Below are 22,412 nucleotides of genomic sequence, written 5' to 3'. Positions count from 1 at the left end.
TATGCTGATCGAAGTGAAAGTACCTGTATTGTCGGAATCCATAACGGAAGGCACGCTGGTGCGGTGGCATAAAAAAGTGGGCGAATTTGTCCGCCGCGATGAAAATCTCATTGACCTTGAAACCGACAAGGTAGTGCTCGAAATCGGCGCACCGCAAGATGGCGTGCTTGCCGAGATAAAGAAGAGCGACGGCGCGATTGTCAAAAGCAACGAGGTGATTGCCATTGTCGATACCGCACAGACCCAGCCACTCGAGACGCGTGCAACTGCAGCCATGCCAGCGCCCCAGCTTGTGCTGCAAGCGCTGAGCCCGGCGGTACGCAAGATGGTCGCCGAACATCAACTGGATGCCACGCAAGTTGCGGGTACAGGCCGTGGCGGGCGCATTACCAAGGAAGATGTGCTGCGTCATCTTGAGCACGCCACAGCAGCACCAGTGGCGACACCGCCAGTAAGCACGCCCCCAGAATCCACCTCGGGCCGCATTGAGCAGCGCGTTCCCATGACGCGTTTGCGCGCGCGCATCGCCGAGCGGCTGGTGCAGGCACAACACAGCGCCGCCATGTTGACCACCTTTAACGAGGTCAACATGCAGCCCGTGATGGAGCTGCGCACCCGCTACCAGCAGGACTTTCAGAAAAAGTACAACGTCAAACTCGGCTTCATGTCCTTCTTCATCAAGGCCGCCACCGACGCCCTCAAACAATTTCCGGTGATCAACGCCTCCATCGACGGCAATGATATTATCTATCACGGCTATTATGACATTGGCGTGGCCGTGAGCACGCCGCGCGGCCTGGTAGTACCCATCATCCACGATACTGACGCCTTGTCTTTCGCCGACCTGGAATTGCGGGTGACGGAATACGCGCAAAAGGCGCGGGATGGAAAGCTGTCCATGGAAGAACTCACCGGCGGCACATTTACCATCACCAATGGCGGCATATTCGGATCAATGCTCTCAACACCCATCCTGAATCCGCCGCAAAGCGCCATTCTAGGTATGCACAAGATTGAGGAGCGTGCCGTGGTGGTGGACGGTCAAATTGTCATCCGCCCCATGATGTATCTCGCCGTTTCCTACGATCATCGCATCATCGACGGCCAGGAGGCGGTGCGTTTTCTGGTGGCGATAAAAGCAGCGCTGGAAGATCCCACCCGTATGCTCTTGCAGGTGTAATCCATGGATAACTACGATGTAGTTGTGATTGGTGGTGGGCCGGGCGGCTATGTCGCCGCGATCCGTTGCGCCCAGCTTGGCCTGCGCACGGCATGCGTCGACAACTGGTGCGACAAGCAGGGAAGGCCCGCGTTGGGTGGCACCTGTCTCAATGTCGGCTGCATCCCCTCCAAGGCATTGCTGGATTCCTCGCATCACTATTATCAAATCCAGCACGAATTGGCGGCGCATGGCATCAAAGTCCAAGGTGCAACGATGGATGTCCCGGCGATGGTCGCGCGCAAGGACGGCATCGTGCATACCCTCACCGACGGAATCGCCCTGCTGTTTGCCAAACACAAGATCGACTGGCTGCAAGGGCATGGCCAGTTGCTGGGCAATAATCAGGTAGAGATCATTCCGCAAGATGCGGCGGGAAAAAGGGATGAGAAAAACAGCCACACCGTAGACGCGAAAAACATCATCATTGCAACAGGCTCGATATCAGCACCGCATCCCCTTGCGCCTGTCGATGGCAACCTGATTGTCGATTCCACCGGCGCACTGGAATTTGCTGAGACGCCCAAGCGCCTGGGGATTATCGGTGCCGGCGTGATCGCCGTGGAGCTGGGCAGCGTCTGGCGGCGGCTCGGCGCGCAGGTTGAAATGTTCAATCGCAGCAACGCCTTTCTTCCGCGCGTCGAAGAACAGCTAGCCGCCGAGGCCTACCGGCTGTTCACTGCGCAAGGGTTAAACATCCTCTTGGGTGCGCAGATCAAACACGTGCGCACCAGCAAAAAACAGGTCACACTTGTTTATGAAGATAAAGAAGGCGAACACAAGCGGGTCTTCGACCGCCTGCTGGTCGCCACCGGCCGTCAGCCCAACACAGCAGGACTCAATGCCGAAGGGGCAGGCCTCAAGCTGGACGAACAAGGTTTTATCATCGTGGACGAGCACTGCCTTACCAGTCTGCCCGGCATCTACGCCATCGGCGACGTGGTGCGCGGCCCCATGCTGGCACACAAGGCTTCGGAAGAAGGAATCGCCGTGGCGGAGCGTATCGCCGGGCAATTCAGCGAGGTGAGTTATGCCACCATCCCGTGGGTGATCTACACCTCACCCGAGATCGCCTGGGTGGGTAAGACCACGCAAGAACTGCGCGCGGACGGCGTGGACTTTCGCGAAGGCATGTTTCCCTTCAGCGCCAACGGCCGCGCCCGCGCCCTGGGCGATGCGCGCGGCATGGTTAAGATCCTCGCCGACGCCCGCACCGACCGCATCCTCGGCGCACACATCCTCGGCCCCCAAGCCTCGGAAATGATCGCCGAGGCCGTCACCGCCATGGAGTTCCACGCCAGCGCCGAAGACATCGCCCGCACCACCCACGCCCACCCCACCCTCAGCGAAGCCTTCCGCGAGGCAGCGCTGGCGGTGGATGGGCGAGCTATTCATCGTTGATTGGTGCGCTATAATCGAGATCCATGTTGTTATTATTCGGCGCGGTAGTTAAGTGAGCAGTATTGAATATAGGCCCGCTTATTCGTGGGTCGGATTAGCCGGCAATGAGTCTACTTTTGAGAAACATCATGTCTGATTGGATCACCGTCGCCAAAACGGGTGAAATCGCCCCTGGAGCATGCAAGGTTATCGATGTCGATGGCGTGCTGATCGCCACCTTCAATATCGACGGAGAATATTACGCCATCGAGGACGTGTGCACCCACGACGGGGGGCTGTTGACCGGCGGCAAGATTGACTGCGACGTCATCGTTTGCCCCCGTCACGGCGCACGCTTTTGCATCAAGACCGGCGAGGCATTGACCGCTCCTGCCTATGAGCCCACCGCCACTTTCCCGGTGCGGGTAGAGGATAATGAAATACAGGTGCGGGACGACCGCTGGGATTGACTCTTAGAACCTGTTCACGATCTCGCTGAAGGGCGCATCGCGGCGTTAAAAATGGCCTCAAAATGCTCACATACTACTTGTATGCTGCGCTTTTTCGGCCATTTATGCCTTGCGCTGCATCCCTTGATCGAGATCGTGAACAGGTTCTTAACGCTTATGCCGCGCCCGCAATGCCGCCGCCCTGCGTTTGGCGTTGGCGAGCTGCTCCGGCGTCATGGTGCTGGCAAGATAATCCACTATGGGTTTCGCCGCTTCGACGTTGCCCGCAGCCGCTAGACTCAGCCATGCGTAGGCCTCGGAATTGTCTATCGGCACACCCTTGCCCACGGTATAAAGTTTTCCGAGACGATATTGGGCATCGGCTATTCCTTGCTCGGCAGCCTGGCGGTACCAATGGGCAGCTTGACTGAAATCCTGCGGCAGACCCTGCCCCTTCTCATACATTATTCCTTTTTTGTACTGTGCCATGGGATCTCTCTGGGCCGCGGTTTTGTCGGGTAACTCTTCCGCTTGCAGGGCAAACTGCTCTGGAGGGATACTTCGCTGACTTGCATCGGCGGCAGGCCGCTGCACAACGTCCTTGGGCTTGGTATTCGGCGTTTTAACACCCTCCCGTGTATCAAGGGAGATCTGGGGTGTCGGTTGAGTTTTTGTGCCCTGGGCTACAGCCTTGCCCGGTAACTCTCCCGTTTGAGGCGAAGGCCGTACAGGAATACCTTGGCGCTTTGCATCGCCTTGCGTATTGATGGCCACGGCTTTACCCTGCTCACTGACTGGTTTCTTGCTGCCCTCATTCGCCTTGGCCTGCGGCCCGGCAGGCGGCTGCAAAGGATGAACAGCGTCCTTAGGCTTGGCGTTAGGCGTTTCAATGCCCTTCCGTGCAGCAAGGGAGGGCTGGGGTGTCGGTTGAATTTTGGCGCTCTGTGCCGCAACGTTGTTCTGCCTGACGATAGGCATTCGGGCGACCACTTCAGCCTTAGCCTGCGGCTTATTGGGAAGAGCATCGACATTTTGCTGACCAGTCTGCGTACTGGCGCGTCTCTCACTATCGCTACGCGCAATTTGAGTCGCCTGCCGGTCTGGCACGGGGCGCACTTCCGTCAAGGAACGGAGTGCTGGCGCTGCCTGATCACCCGACGCAACATCAAGCTTATGCTCGGGTTTCGTGACGGCAAGTGAGGTAACATCATCCTGGCCACCTCCTCCCGGCAACAGCGACACCAGAACGGCGCCTATCAGCAACGCCAGCAGCAGCATTACTACCAGGCGATTCTTTGACTGAGCGGGCACACGTACTACCTGCTCCACTTCGGACTCAACAGTTTCGGAGGCCGAAACGCCCCCCCCCCCATTGGCATTGGCGCCCCGGCGCCGAGCATCAGCCCGCTTGCCCGCAGCCTCTGGGGGAGTATCTTCTGAAGGGATAACGGGATTTTGCACGCCCTGAATGGCAGCGAGGCTGGCATCATAAGCCAGGCGCTTCATGGGGTCGGAAAGGACGCCGTAGGCGAAGTTGATCGCCTTGAGAACCTCTTCAGCATGCGGATCACCCTGATTTTTATCGGGGTGGTGACGCTGCACCAGGCTTTTGTAAGTGTTTCTGATGGCCTCAGGATTGGCGTCCGGGCTCACCTCAAAAATATCGTAAAGCGTTTTTTTCATTTATTTTATGATGCTGGCGGAAGGAGCCGAGCCCCCGGCCTACTGATTACAAAGCAAGTATATCTTTATATATAAAGATACAAAAACAATAACTTATATAAAATAACCGTCACCCCACTCTGCTTGCGCAGCACGCTTTAATCATGTGTTCCCGGCGCTGCGCTGACGCAAATAGTATACAAGGTATTTTATCCTGCTGTTTTACTTTCATAACGGGCACAAGGACTGGTTTTGGTGCACGCTAGGCGGCCTGCTAAGCCTCCCCCGGCGTGCTGCACCCCTGATTTTTATCTTATCCCAGCGTGGCGCTGCACACCAATCACCTGGAATGCGGGTTACGGGTTGGCACAGAGTAACAAGAACTCGAGAAGTTTAATCCTGATGCCGGTTACCGCCCAGTTCTACATGACAATATATTCGCGTGGTGTGGAACTGCCTGGTTGTGCAATCACTCCACAAAGACGCGCCGCAGCCAGCGCCGCACCCATCAGCCCCACCTTGGGATTGATGATTATATACACAGGCACGCTGCCCAACAGCGTAGACATCCTGCCTTTGTTGGTGAAGGCGCGCATGAACGCGCCGGAGGTGATGTGGCTCAGGATTTTGGGGGCAATGCCTCCGGCGATGTAGACTCCGCCAAAGGCCAGATTGATGAGGGCGAGGTTACCCGCCTGTGCGCCGTAGATCGATACAAACATGTCCAGCGCGGCGCGTGCCAAGGGGTCTCCACCAATACCGGCGGACGCGGAGATCTCCGCTCCGGGGTCGGGGTGTTGCATGATTTTCTGTAACTCGGCAGGTGATGCGCCGGCGGTTTCATGCAAAAAAGAGTAGATATGCGCCAGCCCCGGTCCGGACAGGATGCGGTCGTAGGAGACATGGGCATAGTGGCGCTGCATATAGCGCAGCAGCCCGATCTGCGCTTCGTCCACGGGGGCAAAATCGGCATGGCCGCCCTCGGAGGGGATGACTTCGTAGCGCTCGCCTTGCCAGATCATTTGACCCACGCCCAGGCCGGTGCCCGCGCCGATAATCATGCGTGGCGCATGGGGTTGTGGCTGGCTGGCCTGCAACACAGAAATGTCATCCGCTGCAAGCGTCTCGATGCCGTACCCCACCGCCTGAAAGTCGTTGATCAGGGACAGCCGGGGGATGTTAAGTGCAGCGGCGAGCGGCTGGGCGTCAATGTGCCAAGGCAGATTGGTGACCTTTGCGTATTGGCCGGTGGCGGTTGTGCTGATGGGGCCGGCAACGGCAATGCAGGCATGTTCAATGCCGGATGCTACGGGCGCGGCGTGCAGAAAATCCTGGATCAGCGGCAGTAACTCGCTGTAATGACAGTTTTCCAGGCGTTGCTCGTGCAGAACCTGATAATCTTTGCCGTTGAGATCCGCTATTTGCAGCAGTGTCTTGGTGCCGCCGAGATCGCCCGCCAGCACCCTCATGGCTGGGCCTCCGGCAATGCCTGCGCGGCGGCGGCGTCGAGATACCAATCGAACATCCCGGCGGGACGAATCATTTGCACGGGATACGGTACGGTACGCGGGTCTTCCGTGAGTATCTGGCGCATGATCTCCGCTTTTCCTGCCCCTGCCACAAATATCATGATGTGCCTGGCGTTGTCGATAACCGGCAGCGTCAGGCTGATGCGCCAGGTGTTCAGCTTATCAACATACACGGCAGCAACCTGGCGTATGCGCTCCTGGAGAATGGCTGTGTCGGGAAACAGCGATGCTACATGGCCATCTGGTCCCAGCCCGAGCAGGATCAGGTCAAATTGCGCCACGCCTGCTACAGGACTTGGAATAGAGGCGGTAATCAGGGCCTCATAGGCCTGTGCGGCACCGTCTTTCTCGGCCTCGATACGATGCACTTGCGTGGGCGGAATCGGCACATGGCTCAACAACGCCTCACAGGCCATGCGGTAATTGCTGTCGGGGTGATCGGGGGGGACGCTGCGCTCGTCGCCGAACCAGACATGGACATGCCGCCAGTCCACGCGCCCGGCAAACTCCGGTGCAGTCAGGCGCTCATACAGGCTGCGCGGGGTCGTGCCGCCGGAGAGTGCGATATGGAATTGCCCTCGCGCCTGGATGGCCTGATCTGCAAGCTCAATCCAGCGTTGCGCGGCGGCGCGGCTTAACGCATCGACGCCGTTATAAATGTGTACAGGGTATTGGCTCATGGCTTGCTGGCACCCGATTTGGTTACTTGTTGAGATGCAGTAGGGCGAGTTTCGCCTGTGCAACAAATTGCGAGAAGCCGCGCCGCTCTCCGGCGGTAATCGGCGAGTTTGAGATGGCCTTGTCAGCATAAAACAGCCCCACGGGTTTGTCGCGATGGTGCAGGGACGACAGCATAAAACTGGATGCCTTGGTGCGGGCAAAAAAATCGTCGCGTATCAGGCCGCGCCAGGAAGCATCCGAAACATTTTCGACGACCAACTCGTTGCCTTCCATGAGCACCTTTGAAAGTAAGTCGCGCGCGGTGTTGATCTGTAAACAAAAGTAGCGCTTGAGGTCTTCCGCACCTTCCCCAAGCGCAAGCCTGCCGGAATAAGACGCACGATCCGTGCTCAACAGACACAGTACCACCCGTTCAAAACCTACGCCAAGATGGATGCCTTCCAGCACTTTGAGAAAGATCGTGCTGAGGCTGGCCGAATGGGTGATGAGGCCGGTGATCTGTTGGATGGTTTCCAGTTGGAGCATGGGGTTGCCGCTATGACTGGCAGAGGGGGGCGCTGTGTCTTGCGGGGCGATAAGGGCCGCGATTGTGCTATCCGGTGCCGGGTTTTTATTGGCCGCGTAATAGGCAAAGGTACGGGCTATCCTGTCACGCGATTCGTCTTCACCTTCTCTCATCAACGGCTGGAGCATCTTCCTGTTGAGCCCATATTCCCCCGCCAGGTCGCATGACATCTTGAAGGAAGCGGACAGTTTCTCTTCTATCACTCCGACATCGGTGCCGGCGGCCTTGGCCAGGTCACCGAGAAGATGCTGGAAAGTCATTTCGGAAGGGGCATGCTCTACGTATAATTGGTCGACCACCCGGCTGGCCAGTGATGACAGCGCGCGGTTTAGCTGGCCGCTGCTGCGTATCGGTCCCTCACGGTCGGGCAGGTAATCGGCCATGGTGCTGGTCACTGTAGAAGGAAATCCCCAGTTTGTCGCTAGCGCTTTGCCTATGTTTATAAATGACATTCCCAGTACGGCCTGCTCGGCCTCCCCGCCGCGTAGTGTTTGGGATTTTTTCAGGTTGAGAAGTTCGATATATTTCCCAGGCAGGAAGTAGGCGCACGCCACCTCTCCGAGGTTATGCAGCAACGCGCAGATGTAACTTTCTTCAGCATCCTTTATGCCACATTTGATCGCCACATTGCGTACAAAGCCAGCAGTGAGGTAACACCGTACCAGAATCTTGCCCATGTCTATGCCTGGGTGGTCTTGCTGAAAGCTTTCGATGAACTTCAGCGTGAAGCCCAGGTTTTTGACCGTATTGAAACCCAGCAGGATCACTGCGCGGGAGATGGACCCAAGCTTGCCCAGGCCGCGATTGTAATGGGATGAATTGGCCAGACGCAGCAGCTTGACGCTCAAATTTGTGTCTTTCAGCACCTCCTGTGCCAAATCCATGGCATTGCTGTCAGGATGAGTGCTGACCAGGCGGATGCGGTTGACGCTGGCGCTGAACACCGGCAAATCGCCCATGTGGTCCATCTGTGCGTAGATATCCCTGAGGGTCTGCGATTGTTCCAATATCTGAGCTCCGTGAAATATCTGGGTTAATTCTCCATTACGGACAATAGCATAAGCACGCCTACCCACACCGCACCTATGCTCAGAACTAAAACGGCAGCAGCGGCGCAATCTTTAACGATTTTGATGCGCGGGTGGCGTTCGGGGTGCAGATGATCCACCAAATGTTCCAATGCAGTGTTGATTAATTCTGCCGCCAGCACCAGGGTAATCGTCATTCCCACCAGCGCCCACCACAGCGGCGCGGGCTGTAAAACCGCCATGACGAGGATCACTGCCAGCGCGATCCATACCTGCGTGCGCAGGCTGCTTTCGCTACGCCATGCCGCACACAGGCCTGCCCAGGCGAAGCCCAGGCGCGCGGCCAAGCCCTGGTTTTTCACGGACGCTTCCCCGCCGCGAGCGGTTGCTGTGATATCAAGGTCACGCCACCGTTCCACTGCGCATTTTGCGCCGAGGGGCGCTGAACCAACTGCCAGGTAATGCCAGTGAGAAAGGGCTGCAGCTCGCGCAGCGGGCCGTCAAATTTGTTTTCGGTGAATGGGACGGTAAACAGCGGCAGTGGGTGTGCCAAATGCTGCCAGGTTACGGTGCCGACCCATAGTGGGACCTCCTGCCCCGGCAAGGCCTGATCCAACGTGGTGTCGGACGGCCATAGGCGCAACACAAGCTGACGGTCTTTCGTCGCCGTGGCGCGAACCAGCAGCAGCGCCTCATGACGGCCATCATGCGCCTGCGGCAATACCGGCAGTTGCGCAAGAGCAGGGTTGGGTGTCAGCCAGTTCAGCATCCCGGCGGAACTGAGCGACGCCGGGGTGCGCCAGCCCTGCGCCTGTAAATGTCTGCGCAGATTTTCAATAGTCCCCGCCCACTGTACCGTGAGGGGCTGCTCCAGCCCGCCACCCAGGTCGATGCGGCGGGCGGGCAAGGTTTGCCATTCGTGCGTCCACCACGCCTGGGTGTCCAGTGTGCGAATCGCATAACGGGGCGCGTAACGCTGCAGATCCTGGTCATAGTGACGGCTGATATACCAGCCCCCGCCCACTACCAGCGCCGCCAGCATTGCGATGAGCATCCCGCGCACCGGCAAGCTGGGTGGTTGATGTCTGACATAGGCAATACCCAAGAGCGCGACCCAGGCCAGGCCCAGCGTGAGGCCACCCAGCACATCCGACAATGAACGCGCGCCGAGATACAGGTGTGACAGCGAAACAGCAATAATTATCAAGCCGCCTGTGGCATACGGCAGCCAACGCTGGTGGCCGGGCAGTTCGCGCGCCACGAGTACCGAGAGAAAGCCGTACATAATCATGCTCATCGCGGCATGGCCGCTAGGGAATCCCAGTGTTATTAGTGTGTTATAGGTGGCCTCCGGGCGCGGTACATCCAGCGTTACCTGGAGAATCAGCGGCAGCAGGGCGGCAAAGGCCACCGCCGCCACCCAATGGGCCGCAGCAAACCAGCGGCGCTGCCACGCCAGCCACAGCAGGATCGCCAGCACCAGCAGCAGGACGGCGGAGGCATCGCCCAGCCCCGACAACAGCACCATGAGTTGATCCGCCCAGGGGGTGCGCAGGCCCTGCATGATATGGGCAACGGAGCTGTCGAGATAGGCCAGCGGGTTGCCACTCACCACATGGCCCACCGTCCACAAAAAGGCCCACGAAGCGAGGGCCAGGATGCCCGCCATGATAACCAGACCCTTGGCTTCGGGATGATCGGGGTCGATCACCGCTGCGGTGACACCACCGAGCACCGGGTGGGCGCGGCTCCACGCCAGCAGACGCGTCAGCTGCACACCGGCGCGTGGTTGCAACGCCAGGAACAGGCGGCGCACCCCCCATACCGTCAGCCACACGCCCACCAGTAGTCCCACCACTAGCACCGCCAGGCGTGAAGCGACCTCCGAAGCAAGTCCCAGCGACGCACCGAAAATGATTCCCGGCAGCAGATAGGCGGGCGCCCAGGTAACTGCCGAAGCGACGTTGACCACCGTGAAGCGGATGGGGGACATGCCCATCATTCCCGCGATAGTCGGGATAATGGGCCGTACCGGCCCCACGAAGCGCCCAAATAGCACGCTCTTGCCGCCATGGCGCAGGAAAAAGGTCTCGCCCCGTGCTACCAGCCACGGGTAGCGCCGCAGCGGCCACATGCCGCGCAGGCGGTCTTTGTAGTAATAGCCAATCCAGTAGCTGATGCCATCCCCGACGATAGCGCCGAGCGTCGCCCAGCCCAGCGTCTCCCATAATTCAAGACTGCCCGTCGCCACCAGCGTGCCGATGCCGAACATCACTATTGTGCCCGGCACAAACAGCCCCACGATCAACAGCGACTCGGAGATGGACAGCAGAAAAACGGCAAGACCCGCCCAGGTTTGATGTTGGGCGATCCAATCAAGCAACGGTTGCAGGTACTCGGAATGCATGGCTTGGGATTATAGCCATATGCACACGCTTTTGGGGCGATAAATGGCGTGCGCCGTTTCCGGCATCATTGCGAAACTGTGATGACGCTAACAGAAAGCCCCGGCTACGGCTTTTACAATCTTCTCACGACAACCCAAACCGTCAGGAGACAGTCATGTTTAAAAAAATGTTTTTCCCCGCAGCGCTGATTTTTGCTGCTCTAACAGCCGCACCGCTGGCGCAGGCGAGCGATGCCTTTGATGGCCTGGATGCCGCCCGTGCCGGGGATTACGGCCAGGCGGCTACCCTCATCGCCCCTCTGGCGATGCAGGGCAATCCTCAGGCTCAGTTCAATCTGGCGCTGATGTACCACAGTGGTGCTGGCGTGGCACAGAATGAAGCAGAGGCCGTGGTGTGGTATCACAAGGCGGCGGAGAATGGTAAGCGTCCAGCCGCCCCATCTATACAACTCAGCCTGATGCCTGTACAGACCGCAATGGCAGCAGATCATCAATGCGGCTGTTAGGCCAGGTCGGCAGTTTCTCCAGCGTATCCTTCAGCCAGGCAGCCGGCTCGATGCCGTTGAGTTTCGCCGTTGCGAACAGGCTCTGGATGGCGGCGGCGCGGCGGCCCGCGCGTTCACTGCCGGTGAACAGCCAATTCTTTTTACCAAGCGCAATAGGACGGATAGCATTTTCCACCGGGTTGTTGTCGATGGGGTAACGGCCATCCCCGAGGTAGCGCTTGATTGCATCCCAGCGTTTGAGGCTGTAGTCGATGGCCTTGGCGGTGCCGCTACCCGTGGCGGTGGTGAGCCGTGTGCGCTGGAGCCAGGCATGGAATTCGTCCAGCTTCGGCTTGGCGTGTTGCTGGCGTAATGCATGACGATCTTCGATGCCCAGGGTCTTGCCCTGATCTTCGATGGCATAGAGTCCGGCAATGCGCTTCAATGCCTCGGCCGCAATCGGGCTCTGATGGGCGGCATGCAGATCGTAGAATTTCCGCCGCGCATGGGCCAGGCACGCCAGTTCCACCACGGCGTGGGCGAACAGGCCTTTGTAGCCGGCATAATCATCGACCATAAGGGCACCCTTCCAGCCTTGCAGGAAGTTCCTGGCATGTTTGCCGCGCCGGTCGGTCTGGTAGTCGAAGAGGACGAGGGGGTCTCCCTGTTCGAGATCGCAACTTCGGTAGGCCCAGAGGAAGGCGCGTAGCGTTTTTCCCCGTCCGGGGTCGAGTTGCTGCACCGGGGTCTCGTCGGCGTGCAAGACGGTGCGCTGGCGAAGTATCTCAGCTAGCCGGTCGGCCAGCGGCTGGAGTGCCACGCCAATGCGACCTACCCATTCGGCCAAGGTGGAGCGTGACAGGGTAACCCCACTGCGGGCCGCGATCTGCTCCAGCCGGTAGAGAGGCAGGTGATCCATGAATTTGCTGACCATCACCCAGGTGAGCAAGCCCGGCGCCGCCATGCCGCCGTCGATGACCGCCGGCGGAATCGGCGCCGCACTGACGGTCTCACAAGCACGGCAAGCATACTGCGGACGAATGTGGCGATGCACGAAGAAGCGGGCGGGCTCGACATCCAGTTGCTCGCTGATGTCTTCGCCGATCTTGACCAGATCCTTGCCGCACTGGCCGCAGGTGCAACCCTCAGGTTCGTGGCGATGCTCGATGCGCGGGACGACTGCATGGATGCAGGAGGTAGAGCAACGCATGGAGCGGTTGCCGAGATGATTCGGCAACGGCTGGCGACCGGCGCGTTCGCGCTTGGGTTGCTGGGTAGATGCCAGCTGTTCCACTTCGGCTTCCAGCGCACTGGTGTCGGTATTCCAGCTTTCCTCGAACAACTCGCGCTGCTCCAAGGAGAATTGTTCGCTCTTGTTGGCAAAGCGAATGCGCTTGTAGTAGGCGAGTTCGAAGGTCAGGGCCTGGATTTTGAGGTCGGCGTGTTTGAGCTGCTGGTCGCGCAGTGACAGTTGATCGCTTAACTGTTGTACTTTGTTACTCTTTTCGTCGAGCTGCTGCATCGCCAGCACAGCCCAGTTTTTGAGAGCGGCAGGAGCGTCTTGCAGGGCTGCTTCGGCAACGTTTTTCATGACAAAATTATACCATGAAACACCGCAGAAAGCCGCATAAATACAGGTTTTTATTCACCATTTTTCATGGCGGCTTCAATCGTCACAAACGCCAGTCGGCCGCCGGTTGGGCCGACATCCGCTGCCAGTCGACACCAGCAATCAGCCACTGCCATTGGGCAAGTTCCAATGACCAGACCGGACTGTCCGCCTGCGGCCAGACGAAGCGCCCCCGATGCAACCGGCGCTGGCACAACCACACGCCATTGCCATCCCACAGCAACACCTTGAGCCGATCACCGCGACGGTTACGAAACACATAGGCCGAGCCATCGCAGGGGGCCTTGCCCAGCGCCTGCTGCACCCGCAGCGACAGACCATCGATGCCCACCCGCATGTCCATCGGCGCGACCGCCACCCAGATCGTATGCGGCTGCGCAATCATGACAAGCCCCGCAGCAAGGTTGCCAGCCAGCTTGCCGAAACACCGGACGGCAGCGTGAGCTGCCACCCCCCCGCGTTCTGCAACACCAACCCAGCACCGTTGACCTCCTCGATCTGCACGGGCACCAGCGTGACCGCATCCGTGCCGCTCACGCAAACGTCGTTTCGACGGTCTTTGGCGATCCGGTAGCGAAGCTGCTTCGGCACCAGTCCATGCTGCCTGCAATAATCAATCTGCTTCAGGCCACTACACCGCCAGGCCGCGACGTGCTGCTGCCAGTAGTGGCGACTTGCCTCCAACGATTTCATATTCATGTGCCGCTCTCCTGTGAAAACCACAGGGTGGCGCAAGGGTAACTATAAAAACAGGTGGGACGGCTGGACGCTTACGTTGTGGGCGATGCCGTAGCTGCTGATGAGCAGGCCAGCCCCGGCGCGCACGGCGCCGTAGGCATCGGTGCGCAGCTCTACACCCAGGCCGCGGAAGCTGCCGCGGTGGTTGTCGGGGTTGTGGATGAGGTGGCCGAGGTTGAGTTCGGTGGCGGCCTGGGTGGTTTTGAGCTGGACGCGGCCTTGCTGGTCGGTGTCGTCGAAGAGTAGTTGGTTGTAGCCGCGCCCGCCGAATTCCTTGGTGCGGATGCCCCACAGGGCGGCAACGCCCATACCCTGTGAAGGCACGGCGGGGTTGCCACACACCATTAAATCGCGCCCGGCCTGAGCTTGATGCCATTCAGCAGCGCGTCCCACAGCGCGAGAAACTCTTCCTGTGTGAGATTCTTTGGATAACGGGCATGGGTATTGTCATCGTGTGTTTGATCGCCCAATGAAACTTTGATGCTAGGCTTGTCCAGCGTATTCGGCTCCGGGTAAAACTCCGCATCCGCCTGCATGTGCATCTCACCGTTTTTTGTGAACACGGCGACCAATTCCTCGCCTTGTTGGCCGTTGAGACTGCGCTTGCCTTTGCGCAGGAATTTCGTCGCGGCAGTGGCCTCTTTGCCGATCCAGTCACCCAAGCCGAATGAACGGTCGATGCGTTGGATCATTGTCGGGCCTTCGTGTGGCTTGCCCGCTGTTCTTGTGGAAAACGAGAAACCCGCACCGGGGTACGCGTCAATACGCCCCGCGATGGCGACTTCTTCGGCGCGGAAATGGCTGCCGGTGATGATGCCTTTTTCTATGCACAGACCGGCGGGGAGGTGCGTTGTGTCCGAAGTGGGCAGGGGAGTGAAGCTTTTTACTACTTTGGTGATGCGTTCGATTCCACTTGCCAAATTTCGGTCTGAGATTCCTGCATGAAATTTCATCTCAAGTGTGGGGCGCCAAAGCCATGCTTCAAGTTCAAATATACGACGATTAGACTCATTTTCCCGATAAACAAATAAATCACTTTCCGGGGTCAACTGAATTTTATTTTTAAATAAAACACCATCCGTCTCATGCGGCGAAGTTTTTAATAGTGTTTCACGCTGAGCAACCTTGTTCTCGAAAGCCATTTTATTCAGTGCCGGGGGAAAAACCGTTTCGATTTTTGACATGTCTACTTTCTGATCCCACCCCTTGATGCTCGCTGCCGTGGGGATCTCCACCACAAATCGGCCCACACACACCGGCCGCATCGTTTTCGTCAGTTCAGTCATGATTTTTTCACCTGCATAGTTAGGTGTGCAGCCGATGAGTACAGCGGCACACAGGGCGCCGATCAGGCGCCGTTTGTTGATACGTATCGAGCGATGCGGCATGTGTTTATTTGCCATCACTGTCCCTGGCGATGCGCGCCACGCTGTAGGTGGTGACATCTTTCACCCAGGGATTTTCGTAGCTGCCCTGATGCTCGTAGCCGGTCATCTTGGCGGCGAATGCGGCTTTGGACGCTGACGCAGCCCCCGAGATTTCGGGCACGGTGCCGTCACCGGGCTGGCCGGGTGGCAGCATGCCGAACTCCACAGTAATGCCGTTAGACTTTACCTTGACTTCGCCAAAGGCATCGTTTTCCAAGGGCGGCGCATCCACCGTGCCGGCCCCTACTTTCGTCTCCCCGAACCAGGATTCTTTCAGCTTCCAGGTGAAGGTGCTCCACGCCTTGTTTTTCTCATCCGCACCGTAATGGGCGTGGGTGAGCGGGTGATAGTAGGCGCCGAGGGTGTCGTGGAATTTTTCGGCAGTGTCTAGCCGTACTAAATAATCATCCCAAATTTTATCTACCGCATCGGAGGATTTATCACCATTACCCGGATCAATCCACTCAGGATTCATCAACCGCCACCACTTATCCTTTTCCGCATAGATTTCCGCATAGGGGTTGGACACGGGCAGCGGCGGCATCATGTCCTTTTCGCCGTGCTGCACGCGCAGCCAGCCCGGCGGATACAGTTTGGTCGGCAGCAACTCCAGGCCGCCCGGCGCATTCGAAAGCACCGCCGTGACCTCCTTGCCCGACCAGCCCAGGGCGCGGGCGATGATCAGGCCGACGATATTGAATAGCCCGCCCGCCTCAAAACCCGCGTGCATACGTTTGTAGGCCGCTGCCGCGCCGATCGCGGGTTGCTCGCCATGCACGATACCCGCTACCTTGGCGGCGGCATTGCCTATTTCGGGGTGGCACGCGGCGCGTGCCGCCAGCCCGCCCATGGAATGGGTGACGAGTATCACTTTCTCGCAGGGAAAACCGAGTTTCTTGTAATGACCGATGATTTTGTCGATCTGGCGGGCGAGCGCCTTGCCCGCCTCGTCATTGGAGCGCAGCCAGTTGTAGCCTGCGGCGTGGACGGGAAACCAGTATTTATCGCCCACTTTTTCTTTCAGGTCGTCCTCGGTCAGGGCGGTGTGGCCCTTCATTACGCCCCACGGGTGTTTGCTGTTGCCATCATTGCCGGTGTCGGCCTTGGCCCCCAGAATGCGCTCCCGCCAATAGGCGGCCAGCGCGTAGTTGTCGTCGTAAATACCGTTCAGGTGCAGTTCCAGGTGGTAGAGAATTTCACCGTAACTGTCGAGCATCACCGTGCCCCAGCCACGCCGGGCGTATTCTTTCTTCCAGTTTTCACGGGCGGCTTTGTCTGCCGTTTTAAAAACGGGAAGTTTGCTGTCGGGAATCTCGGCACGGTCGTCCAGTACGGTGTTTTCCGGGTCAAGTATTAGACGGCGCTGTGCGGGTTCCAAATTTGCAAACATCCAGGCTGTATGCCAGACATCATCGGGGCGCCATGCGATGTCCTTCCCTATATTGAACTCCTTGATTGACACCTTGAACCTGAGATTGGAGCCCATGATGCCCGGCACGAAGATCACCGGAAACACCTCGTCCGGGGGCACGATACACAGGGCGCGGGTGGTGTTTTCCGAAGGCGAAAGCACGGATTTGAACAGCGGGCAGCCATCCTTGTCGTACAGCATCGTCACGGCACGGAGTTTTTCTTCGCTCATGGGTTAGGCGTTCCTGGGTAGAATTTTAACGTCGAGGACATCCACCACCTGCCCTTTTTGCAACCCGGTGCGGCCTTGCGCATCGCTGGCGCCCCTGATCTTGGAACCATCCGCGCGGGTTACTTCAAATTTTAGGTTGGGCGCAATCTTGCCGCTGGGGAGCTGAAGTATAAATTCTTCATCAAACTTCGACGTCGGCCACGTATTCATCTCGCGTGACAGGCTGGTCGGCCCGTCAAAACTCTTCACCCCCGCCTGTATCAATATCTTGCCCGGCCCGGCGAAGGTGATGCCGCCGCCCGCGATGGTGATGCTGGCGCCTCCGGCGACGCTGAGTTTGATGCTCTTGGCGGCGGCCCAGTCGATGTGGGCGTGGGCGCTCATGATGTTGATCTCGTCTTTGGCCTGTATCTTGAGGGTGTCGCTCTGGGCCTGGATGTCGACGGGGCCTTGTGCGGCGATCAGTTGCAGGCCGGTGTTGTTGTCGCCGGGGTTGACGGCGCCGGCCAGCATGCCGATGGCCTGGCCGCTGTGCATGCGCAGTTGGCCGCCGCTGATGAATTGGCTGTCTTGCCCGCTCATCACGGCGAGGGTTTCGCCGTTGTTGAGCTGTATGCTCTGGCCTGCGACGACGCCGAGTCCGGCTTTGGCGGCGATGGCGATGATGGGGTCGGTGCTGTGGGGGAGTTTGTCGTCACCGGGGGCAGTGCTTTTGTTGTGCGCGTCGGTGAGGGCGGCGTCGAGGCGGGTTTGGTCAAGCATGCCGGCGGCGGCGTTGAAAAGGGCGTCCAGGGGCGCGGCCTTGTCGTTGATGTGGCTGGCGTTGGCCTGGGTGCTGCCGCGGTGGCTGGCGTAGGTGACGCTCTGGTGGGTGGTGGCGGCGCCGCTGAAGCTGTTGGCCAGGATCCTGGCTTGCTTGAGGTGGGCAAGGCCGGGGGCGTTGTCACCGGCGGGGTCGCGGGTAGTGGCGTTGTGGGCGATGCCGTAGCTGCTGATGAGGAGCCCGGCACCGGCGCGCACGGCGCCGTAGGCATCGGTGCGCAGTTCAACACCCAGGCCGCGGAAGCTGCCGCGGTGGTTGTCGGGGTTGTGGATGAGGTGGCCGAGGTTGAGTTCGGTGGCGGCCTGGGTGGTCTTGAGCTGGACGCGGCCTTGCTGGTCGCTGTCGTCGAAGAGTAGTTGGTTATACCCGCGCCCGCCGAATTCCTTGGTGCGGATGCCCCACAGGGCGGCAGGGTTGCGGTGGCCGGGGCTGTTTGGCGAGCCGCCGTGCCAGACGGGGCTGTGGCCGCCAGCGAGGTTGCCCTGGGCGCTGGGACGGTGATCGGTGGCGTGGCTGTAGACGTCGGGGGCGTTGGGGTCTGTGCCGGGGGCGCGGCCTGCGGGAATGACGGCACCGCCGGGGGTGGGGGCGATGCCGCCCTCGCCCTGGCCGTTGTAGAGGGCGCCGATGATGACCGGGCGGTCGATGTCGCTTTCCAGGAATTGCACAAGCACCTCCTGGCCGATGCGCGGCAGGAAGTGGCTGCCCATGCCGTTGCCGGCGCTGCGCTGGGCGACGCGTACCCAAGCGGTGCTGCCGCTGCTGTCTTCGCTGGGGTCCTGCCAATGGAAGCGGATGCGCACCCGGCCGAGGCGGTCGCAATAGATTTCATCGGCGCCGTTGGGGGTGGTCTCGCCGTGGGCGCCGACGACGATGGCGCTCTGGCTGCCGGGGGCGGTGGGCCGGGGATTGAGGCGGGTGCCGAGGCCATTGGCGAGGACGGGGCGCCAGGGGATGTCGGCGCGGATCGCAGTGAGGCGGTTGGCGTAACCGAGTTTTTGGGCCTGTTCGATGACGTCTTGCAGGTCCGGGGCGCGCGCCTGGAAGTCCAGGTTCAGGGACTTGTCCATCTCTGCGGGGGACATGTCCATGATGTCCGTGGCGGCGCTGCTCTGCAGATCGCCTGCCTGCCACGGCGCGCGTGCATCTGTGCGCAGGGCGTACAGGCAGTCGTCCAGCAATTCGGGGAGGGCGCCGAACAGTTCGGCCAGGCCTGCCCGCACGGGCGCGGGCAGGTTGTTGATGCCGACGCTGGTGACGCTCAGCACGGCGTACTGGGGATCGGGGGTGCCGAGCGATTGTAACGGCACCTGGGTGAGAGTGAAGCGGGTGCCGGGGCGCAGGGTGCGCACGGTGCTACGCGCCTGCCAGTGTTTGGTGCGGGCTTCATGCGCCTCTTGGTGCAGTTGGGCATAACGCTGCGCCTCGGCGGCGCTGGTCCAGGCGTAGGCGCCGGGGGTGTCGTAGCTTTCCAGCGCGGGGGCGTGCTTGCCGCCGTAGTCATGGTGCGTCGGGGCACTGGCGGTGACGGCGCGCTTGCTCTTGTAGTCGGTGCTGGAAAGCGTGGTGAGCGCCACCGGCAGGATGCGTGTGGCGGTGAGGGCTTGGATCGTGTCTTGTTCTTCGCGCGAGGACGCGCCATGGAAGCGGATGCCGGACCCGCCCAGCAGGGTGGCGCTGCTGGGGTCTTCGGGGAAGGCGCCGGTCTGGGTGCTATCGGCGAACAGCACCACGCGGTGGCCGCTGTGCGCGTCGGCATGCTCTTCAATGCGCCAGCTCAGGCCTTCTTCGGTGAGCAGGCGGCTGACGAAGTCGAAGTCGCTTTCGCGGTATTGGGCGCAGAAACTGCGCGGGCGGACCTCTTCGAGAAAGGGCATGATCTCGTCGCTTAAGGCCCAGGCGGCATAGGGTGCGTGGCGGGCAAATACCGATTCGATGATCTCAAGCACGGTTTTGTCTTGCCAGACACGGCTGGCGTGGCTTTGGCTCAAACACCACAGCCACGGCACCAGCCGCACCCGGTAGCGCGCCAGGCCGCCGTCGCTACCCAGCGCGGCGAACTGGTTGATGAGGCCGGTGAAGGTGGTGCGCGTGCCGTCGCTCAGGCTGACCTGCAGGCTGGCGGTCTGGCCGAGCAGGGTTTTAAGCTCGATGTGGGCATGGGTGGAGAGCACGATGATGTCGCGCGCACCGATGGCGTGCAGCGCCTCAACGGCGGCAAAGGCTTCGACCAGTAGCCCCCCTGCGCCGAGGTTGATATGGGAATCTTGCGTGTCTTTGAGGGTGAGTTCGTAGAGGCGTTTGTCGCTGGCGAAGGGGGTGATTAGGCTTTGTATCTGAGCAAACAAGGTCGATTTGAAAGTGTGGGGGGTGAAGTCTGGCATGGCGGGGGTTACCAGTATTTGGTGGAGTGATGATAAAGACCAAGGTTGGGTCAAGGAGCGGACGCTCCGGATCCAATGATAATCTGCGTTGGGTCCGCTACGCTACGCTTGACCCAAACTACAATTATTTCATTTGTGTACAAGCAACAATTCAAGCAGCGCCTTTTGTGCATGCAGGCGATTCTCCGCCTCATCCCACACCACGCTCTGCGGCCCGTCGATCACTTCTGCGCTAACTTCCTCGCCGCGATGGGCGGGCAGGCAGTGCATAAACAGGGCGTCGGACTTGGCGTGAGCCATGATTCCGGTATTGACCTGATACGCCGCAAAGTCACGCAGGCGCTTCTCCTGCTCTTCCTCCCAGCCCATGCTGGTCCAGGTGTCGGTGACTATCAAGTCGGCATTGCGCGCCGCAGATGCCGCATCGCGCATGAGCGTGACATGCCCGCCGCCGGATTCCATGATGGCGCTGTCAGGCTCATAACCCGGCGGGCAGGCAATGCGCAGGTGAAAATCAAACTGCCGGGCGGCGCTGATATAGGTGTGGCACATGTTGTTGCCATCACCGATCCAGGCCACTGTCTTACCCTGGATATCACCACGGTGCTCGAACCAGGTCTGCATGTCGGCCAGCAACTGGCACGGATGCCATTGATCGGTGAGGGCATTGATGACCGGCACACGTGAGTGCGCGGCGAAACGCTCGATGAGTTCATGGGCATAGGTGCGGATCATGATCACGTCCACCATGCGCGACAACACGCGCGCAGTGTCCTCCACCGGCTCGCCGCGCCCAAGCTGGGTGTCGCGCGGGGACAAAAAGATCGCGCTGCCGCCGAACTGCGCCATGGCGGTCTCGAATGAGACGCGAGTCCGTGTCGAGGATTTCTCGAACACCATGCCGAGCACCTTGTTTTTCAGTGGCTCATAGATTTTTCCTGCGCGCTGCATCGCTTTGAGCTCAATCGCGCGCTGAATCAGCGCCCTAAGCTCGACAGGGCTCAAATCCGTTAAGGTAAGAAAATGACGTGGGGCCATTAAAGTTTCCAGCGAATATAAATCAGGCGGCATCCGCGAAGTCGCGGACCAACACGGCCAGGTGATCGACGATCATGTCCGCCTCAGCCTCGGTGAGGATCAGCGGCGGCAGCAGGCGAATCACCCGCTCTGCCGTAACATTGATCAACAGCCCACGCTCACGCGCCTGATGCACCAGGGCGTAACAGGGGCGATTGAGTTCGATGCCGATCATCAAACCCTGGCCACGGATCGCAGTGACATGCTTGCAATCACCCAAGGCGCGTGCCAGTCCGTTGAGCAAGTATTCCCCCATGGCCGCGGCGTGCGCGACCAGGTTTTCCTGCTCCATGGTTTTGAGTACGGCCAGCGCAGCAGCGCACGCCAGCGGGTTGCCACCGAAGGTGGAGCCATGCGAACCAGGCTGCAGCACCTCGGCGGCCTGGCCGCGCGCCAGGCAGGCGCCGATGGGCACACCATTGCCCAGCGCCTTGGCGAGCGTCATGACATCCGGCGCCGCACCACTGTGCTGCCAGGCGAACCACTCGCCAGTACGGCCCATGCCGGTCTGGATTTCATCAAGCATCATCAGCCAACCATGCTCGTCACACAGGGCGCGCGCGCCGGACAGATAGTCATCAGCGGGGATATTGACGCCGCCCTCACCCTGGATGGGCTCAACCAGCACGGCGACAATGTTGGGGCTGTTGCGGGCAACGATGCGTAGCGCTTCCAGGTCGTCATAGGGGACACGCACAAAACCCTGCACCAGCGGTTCAAACCCCGCCTGGATCTTGCGATTGCCGGTGGCTGTGAGCGTGGCGAGGGTGCGCCCGTGGAAACTGCCCTCGGTCACCACGATAGTGGGCACAGCGACGCCCTTGCGATGACCATAGAGCCGCGCAATCTTGATCGCCGCCTCATTGGCCTCCGCACCGGAATTGCCGAAAAATACCTTGTCCATGCCTGACAGACGCATCAGCTGCGTCCCCAGTTCGTCCTGCAAGGGGATTCCAAAATGATTGGAGGTATGCACCAGCTTTGCGGCCTGTTTGCACACGGCCTCGGCCACCGCCGGATGGGCATGGCCGAGGTTGCAGACTGAAACGCCGCTGAAGGCGTCCAGATATTTATTGCCCTGCGTATCCCATAACCACACCCCCGCGCCGCGCTCAAAACTGACGGGCTGACGGGAATATGTGTTCATCAACGGTTCCTGTGTGTTGCTAGACATGACAATTATTCACGCTTCGTTCCAAAACAAAAAGGCAGTCAAAAGACTGCCATAGAGGTCAAAAAAACAATATTACAGCGTATTTTGCGTGGGGGCAAACCCCCCACGCCAG

At 59.7% G+C, this 22,412-nt stretch carries 18 protein-coding genes and 1 pseudogene; 4 read left to right on the top strand and 15 right to left on the bottom strand.

The window, feature by feature from the left end:
- Position 1 precedes the first annotated feature (1 nt).
- The 3 genes from odhB (at position 2) to M3A44_04945 (ending at position 3,069) form a co-directional block, all read left to right on the top strand.
- Entirely contained in the window at positions 2-1,180 is a 1,179-nt protein-coding gene (gene odhB / locus M3A44_04955) for a 2-oxoglutarate dehydrogenase complex dihydrolipoyllysine-residue succinyltransferase (protein MEQ6341004.1), read from the top strand.
- Positions 1,181-1,183: 3 nt separating this feature from the next.
- Positions 1,184-2,620, top strand: a complete 1,437-nt coding sequence (lpdA, locus tag M3A44_04950; GenBank protein MEQ6341003.1) for a dihydrolipoyl dehydrogenase — start codon at positions 1,184-1,186, stop codon at positions 2,618-2,620.
- A 128-nt stretch (positions 2,621-2,748) separates the two neighbouring features.
- Positions 2,749-3,069, top strand: coding sequence for a non-heme iron oxygenase ferredoxin subunit (locus M3A44_04945; GenBank protein MEQ6341002.1), 321 nt, complete (start codon positions 2,749-2,751; stop codon positions 3,067-3,069).
- Positions 3,070-3,216: 147 nt separating this feature from the next.
- On the opposite strand, the gene M3A44_04940 is transcribed toward M3A44_04945, so the two are convergent.
- The 6 genes from M3A44_04940 to M3A44_04915 all read right to left on the bottom strand — a co-directional run bounded on the left by M3A44_04940 (position 3,217) and on the right by M3A44_04915 (position 10,920).
- Positions 3,217-4,731, bottom strand: a complete 1,515-nt coding sequence (locus M3A44_04940; protein MEQ6341001.1) for a DnaJ domain-containing protein — start codon at positions 4,729-4,731, stop codon at positions 3,217-3,219.
- A gap of 401 nt (positions 4,732-5,132) precedes the next feature.
- Entirely contained in the window at positions 5,133-6,179 is a 1,047-nt protein-coding gene (locus M3A44_04935) for a glucokinase (protein MEQ6341000.1), read from the bottom strand.
- Positions 6,176-6,919, bottom strand: a complete 744-nt coding sequence (pgl, locus tag M3A44_04930) for a 6-phosphogluconolactonase (protein ID MEQ6340999.1) — start codon at positions 6,917-6,919, stop codon at positions 6,176-6,178. Before pgl ends, M3A44_04935 begins: the two co-directional genes overlap by 4 nt.
- 22 nt (positions 6,920-6,941) lie before the next feature.
- Positions 6,942-8,492: an HDOD domain-containing protein gene (locus M3A44_04925; protein ID MEQ6340998.1), complete on the bottom strand. Its 1,551-nt coding sequence runs from the start codon at positions 8,490-8,492 to the stop codon at positions 6,942-6,944.
- Between the two features lie 26 nt (positions 8,493-8,518).
- A complete protein-coding gene (locus M3A44_04920; GenBank protein ID MEQ6340997.1) occupies positions 8,519-8,875 on the bottom strand; it encodes a diacylglycerol kinase in 357 nt (118 codons plus the stop codon).
- The gene (locus M3A44_04915; GenBank protein MEQ6340996.1) at positions 8,872-10,920 is read right to left on the bottom strand and encodes an LssY C-terminal domain-containing protein; all 2,049 of its coding nucleotides are present in this window, start codon (positions 10,918-10,920) and stop codon (positions 8,872-8,874) included. Before M3A44_04915 ends, M3A44_04920 begins: the two co-directional genes overlap by 4 nt.
- A 155-nt stretch (positions 10,921-11,075) precedes the next feature.
- Here M3A44_04915 and M3A44_04910 point away from each other — a divergent pair, with 155 nt between their 5' ends.
- Positions 11,076-11,426: a hypothetical protein gene (locus tag M3A44_04910; protein ID MEQ6340995.1), complete on the top strand. Its 351-nt coding sequence runs from the start codon at positions 11,076-11,078 to the stop codon at positions 11,424-11,426.
- Here M3A44_04910 and M3A44_04905 read toward each other — a convergent pair.
- The 9 genes and pseudogenes from M3A44_04905 to M3A44_04865 form a co-directional block, all read right to left on the bottom strand.
- Entirely contained in the window at positions 11,371-12,927 is a 1,557-nt protein-coding gene (locus tag M3A44_04905; GenBank protein ID MEQ6340994.1) for an IS66 family transposase, read from the bottom strand. The genes M3A44_04910 and M3A44_04905 overlap by 56 nt on opposite strands.
- Before the next feature lie 151 nt (positions 12,928-13,078).
- Positions 13,079-13,420, bottom strand: coding sequence for an IS66 family insertion sequence element accessory protein TnpB (gene tnpB, locus M3A44_04900; protein ID MEQ6340993.1), 342 nt, complete (start codon positions 13,418-13,420; stop codon positions 13,079-13,081).
- Positions 13,417-13,734: an IS66 family insertion sequence element accessory protein TnpB gene (locus M3A44_04895; protein MEQ6340992.1), complete on the bottom strand. Its 318-nt coding sequence runs from the start codon at positions 13,732-13,734 to the stop codon at positions 13,417-13,419. Before M3A44_04895 ends, tnpB begins: the two co-directional genes overlap by 4 nt.
- Before the next feature lie 84 nt (positions 13,735-13,818).
- Positions 13,819-14,073 (bottom strand): annotated as a pseudogene (locus M3A44_04890) (type VI secretion system Vgr family protein).
- 44 nt (positions 14,074-14,117) lie between these two features.
- Entirely contained in the window at positions 14,118-15,176 is a 1,059-nt protein-coding gene (locus M3A44_04885; protein MEQ6340991.1) for a T6SS immunity protein Tli4 family protein, read from the bottom strand.
- Positions 15,166-16,842: a GPI inositol-deacylase gene (locus M3A44_04880; protein ID MEQ6340990.1), complete on the bottom strand. Its 1,677-nt coding sequence runs from the start codon at positions 16,840-16,842 to the stop codon at positions 15,166-15,168. The genes M3A44_04885 and M3A44_04880 overlap by 11 nt, the downstream gene beginning before the upstream one ends.
- A 3-nt stretch (positions 16,843-16,845) precedes the next feature.
- Positions 16,846-20,049 (bottom strand): type VI secretion system tip protein VgrG, encoded by a 3,204-nt coding sequence (locus M3A44_04875; GenBank protein MEQ6340989.1) that lies wholly within the window; start codon positions 20,047-20,049, stop codon positions 16,846-16,848.
- Between the two features lie 129 nt (positions 20,050-20,178).
- Positions 20,179-21,087, bottom strand: a complete 909-nt coding sequence (argF, locus tag M3A44_04870; protein ID MEQ6340988.1) for an ornithine carbamoyltransferase — start codon at positions 21,085-21,087, stop codon at positions 20,179-20,181.
- A 22-nt stretch (positions 21,088-21,109) separates the two neighbouring features.
- Positions 21,110-22,273 carry an acetylornithine transaminase gene (locus M3A44_04865; GenBank protein MEQ6340987.1) on the bottom strand — a complete coding sequence of 388 codons (1,164 nt, stop codon included), beginning with the start codon at positions 22,271-22,273 and terminating at the stop codon, positions 21,110-21,112.
- Positions 22,274-22,412 lie beyond the last annotated feature (139 nt).

It is taken from the genome of Gammaproteobacteria bacterium, from assembly GCA_040183005.1.
Lineage (GTDB): Bacteria > Pseudomonadota > Gammaproteobacteria.
The sequence above is the reverse complement of the archived record's forward strand: the minus strand, read 5'-3'. Positions and strand labels throughout refer to the sequence as shown.

Coding starts and splice junctions, on each gene's coding strand:
- M3A44_04865 (MEQ6340987.1), bottom strand. CDS start 22,273: ATGAACACATATTCCCGTCAGCCCGTCAGTTTTGAGCGCGGCGCGGGG.
- M3A44_04915 (MEQ6340996.1), bottom strand. CDS start 10,920: ATGCATTCCGAGTACCTGCAACCGTTGCTTGATTGGATCGCCCAACAT.
- tnpB (MEQ6340993.1), bottom strand. CDS start 13,420: ATGATTGCGCAGCCGCATACGATCTGGGTGGCGGTCGCGCCGATGGAC.
- M3A44_04940 (MEQ6341001.1), bottom strand. CDS start 4,731: ATGAAAAAAACGCTTTACGATATTTTTGAGGTGAGCCCGGACGCCAAT.
- M3A44_04880 (MEQ6340990.1), bottom strand. CDS start 16,842: ATGAGCGAAGAAAAACTCCGTGCCGTGACGATGCTGTACGACAAGGAT.
- M3A44_04875 (MEQ6340989.1), bottom strand. CDS start 20,049: ATGCCAGACTTCACCCCCCACACTTTCAAATCGACCTTGTTTGCTCAG.
- M3A44_04935 (MEQ6341000.1), bottom strand. CDS start 6,179: ATGAGGGTGCTGGCGGGCGATCTCGGCGGCACCAAGACACTGCTGCAA.
- pgl (MEQ6340999.1), bottom strand. CDS start 6,919: ATGAGCCAATACCCTGTACACATTTATAACGGCGTCGATGCGTTAAGC.
- odhB (MEQ6341004.1), top strand. CDS start 2: ATGCTGATCGAAGTGAAAGTACCTGTATTGTCGGAATCCATAACGGAA.
- M3A44_04910 (MEQ6340995.1), top strand. CDS start 11,076: ATGTTTAAAAAAATGTTTTTCCCCGCAGCGCTGATTTTTGCTGCTCTA.
- argF (MEQ6340988.1), bottom strand. CDS start 21,087: ATGGCCCCACGTCATTTTCTTACCTTAACGGATTTGAGCCCTGTCGAG.
- M3A44_04895 (MEQ6340992.1), bottom strand. CDS start 13,734: ATGAATATGAAATCGTTGGAGGCAAGTCGCCACTACTGGCAGCAGCAC.
- lpdA (MEQ6341003.1), top strand. CDS start 1,184: ATGGATAACTACGATGTAGTTGTGATTGGTGGTGGGCCGGGCGGCTAT.
- M3A44_04905 (MEQ6340994.1), bottom strand. CDS start 12,927: ATGCAGCAGCTCGACGAAAAGAGTAACAAAGTACAACAGTTAAGCGAT.
- M3A44_04885 (MEQ6340991.1), bottom strand. CDS start 15,176: ATGGCAAATAAACACATGCCGCATCGCTCGATACGTATCAACAAACGG.
- M3A44_04945 (MEQ6341002.1), top strand. CDS start 2,749: ATGTCTGATTGGATCACCGTCGCCAAAACGGGTGAAATCGCCCCTGGA.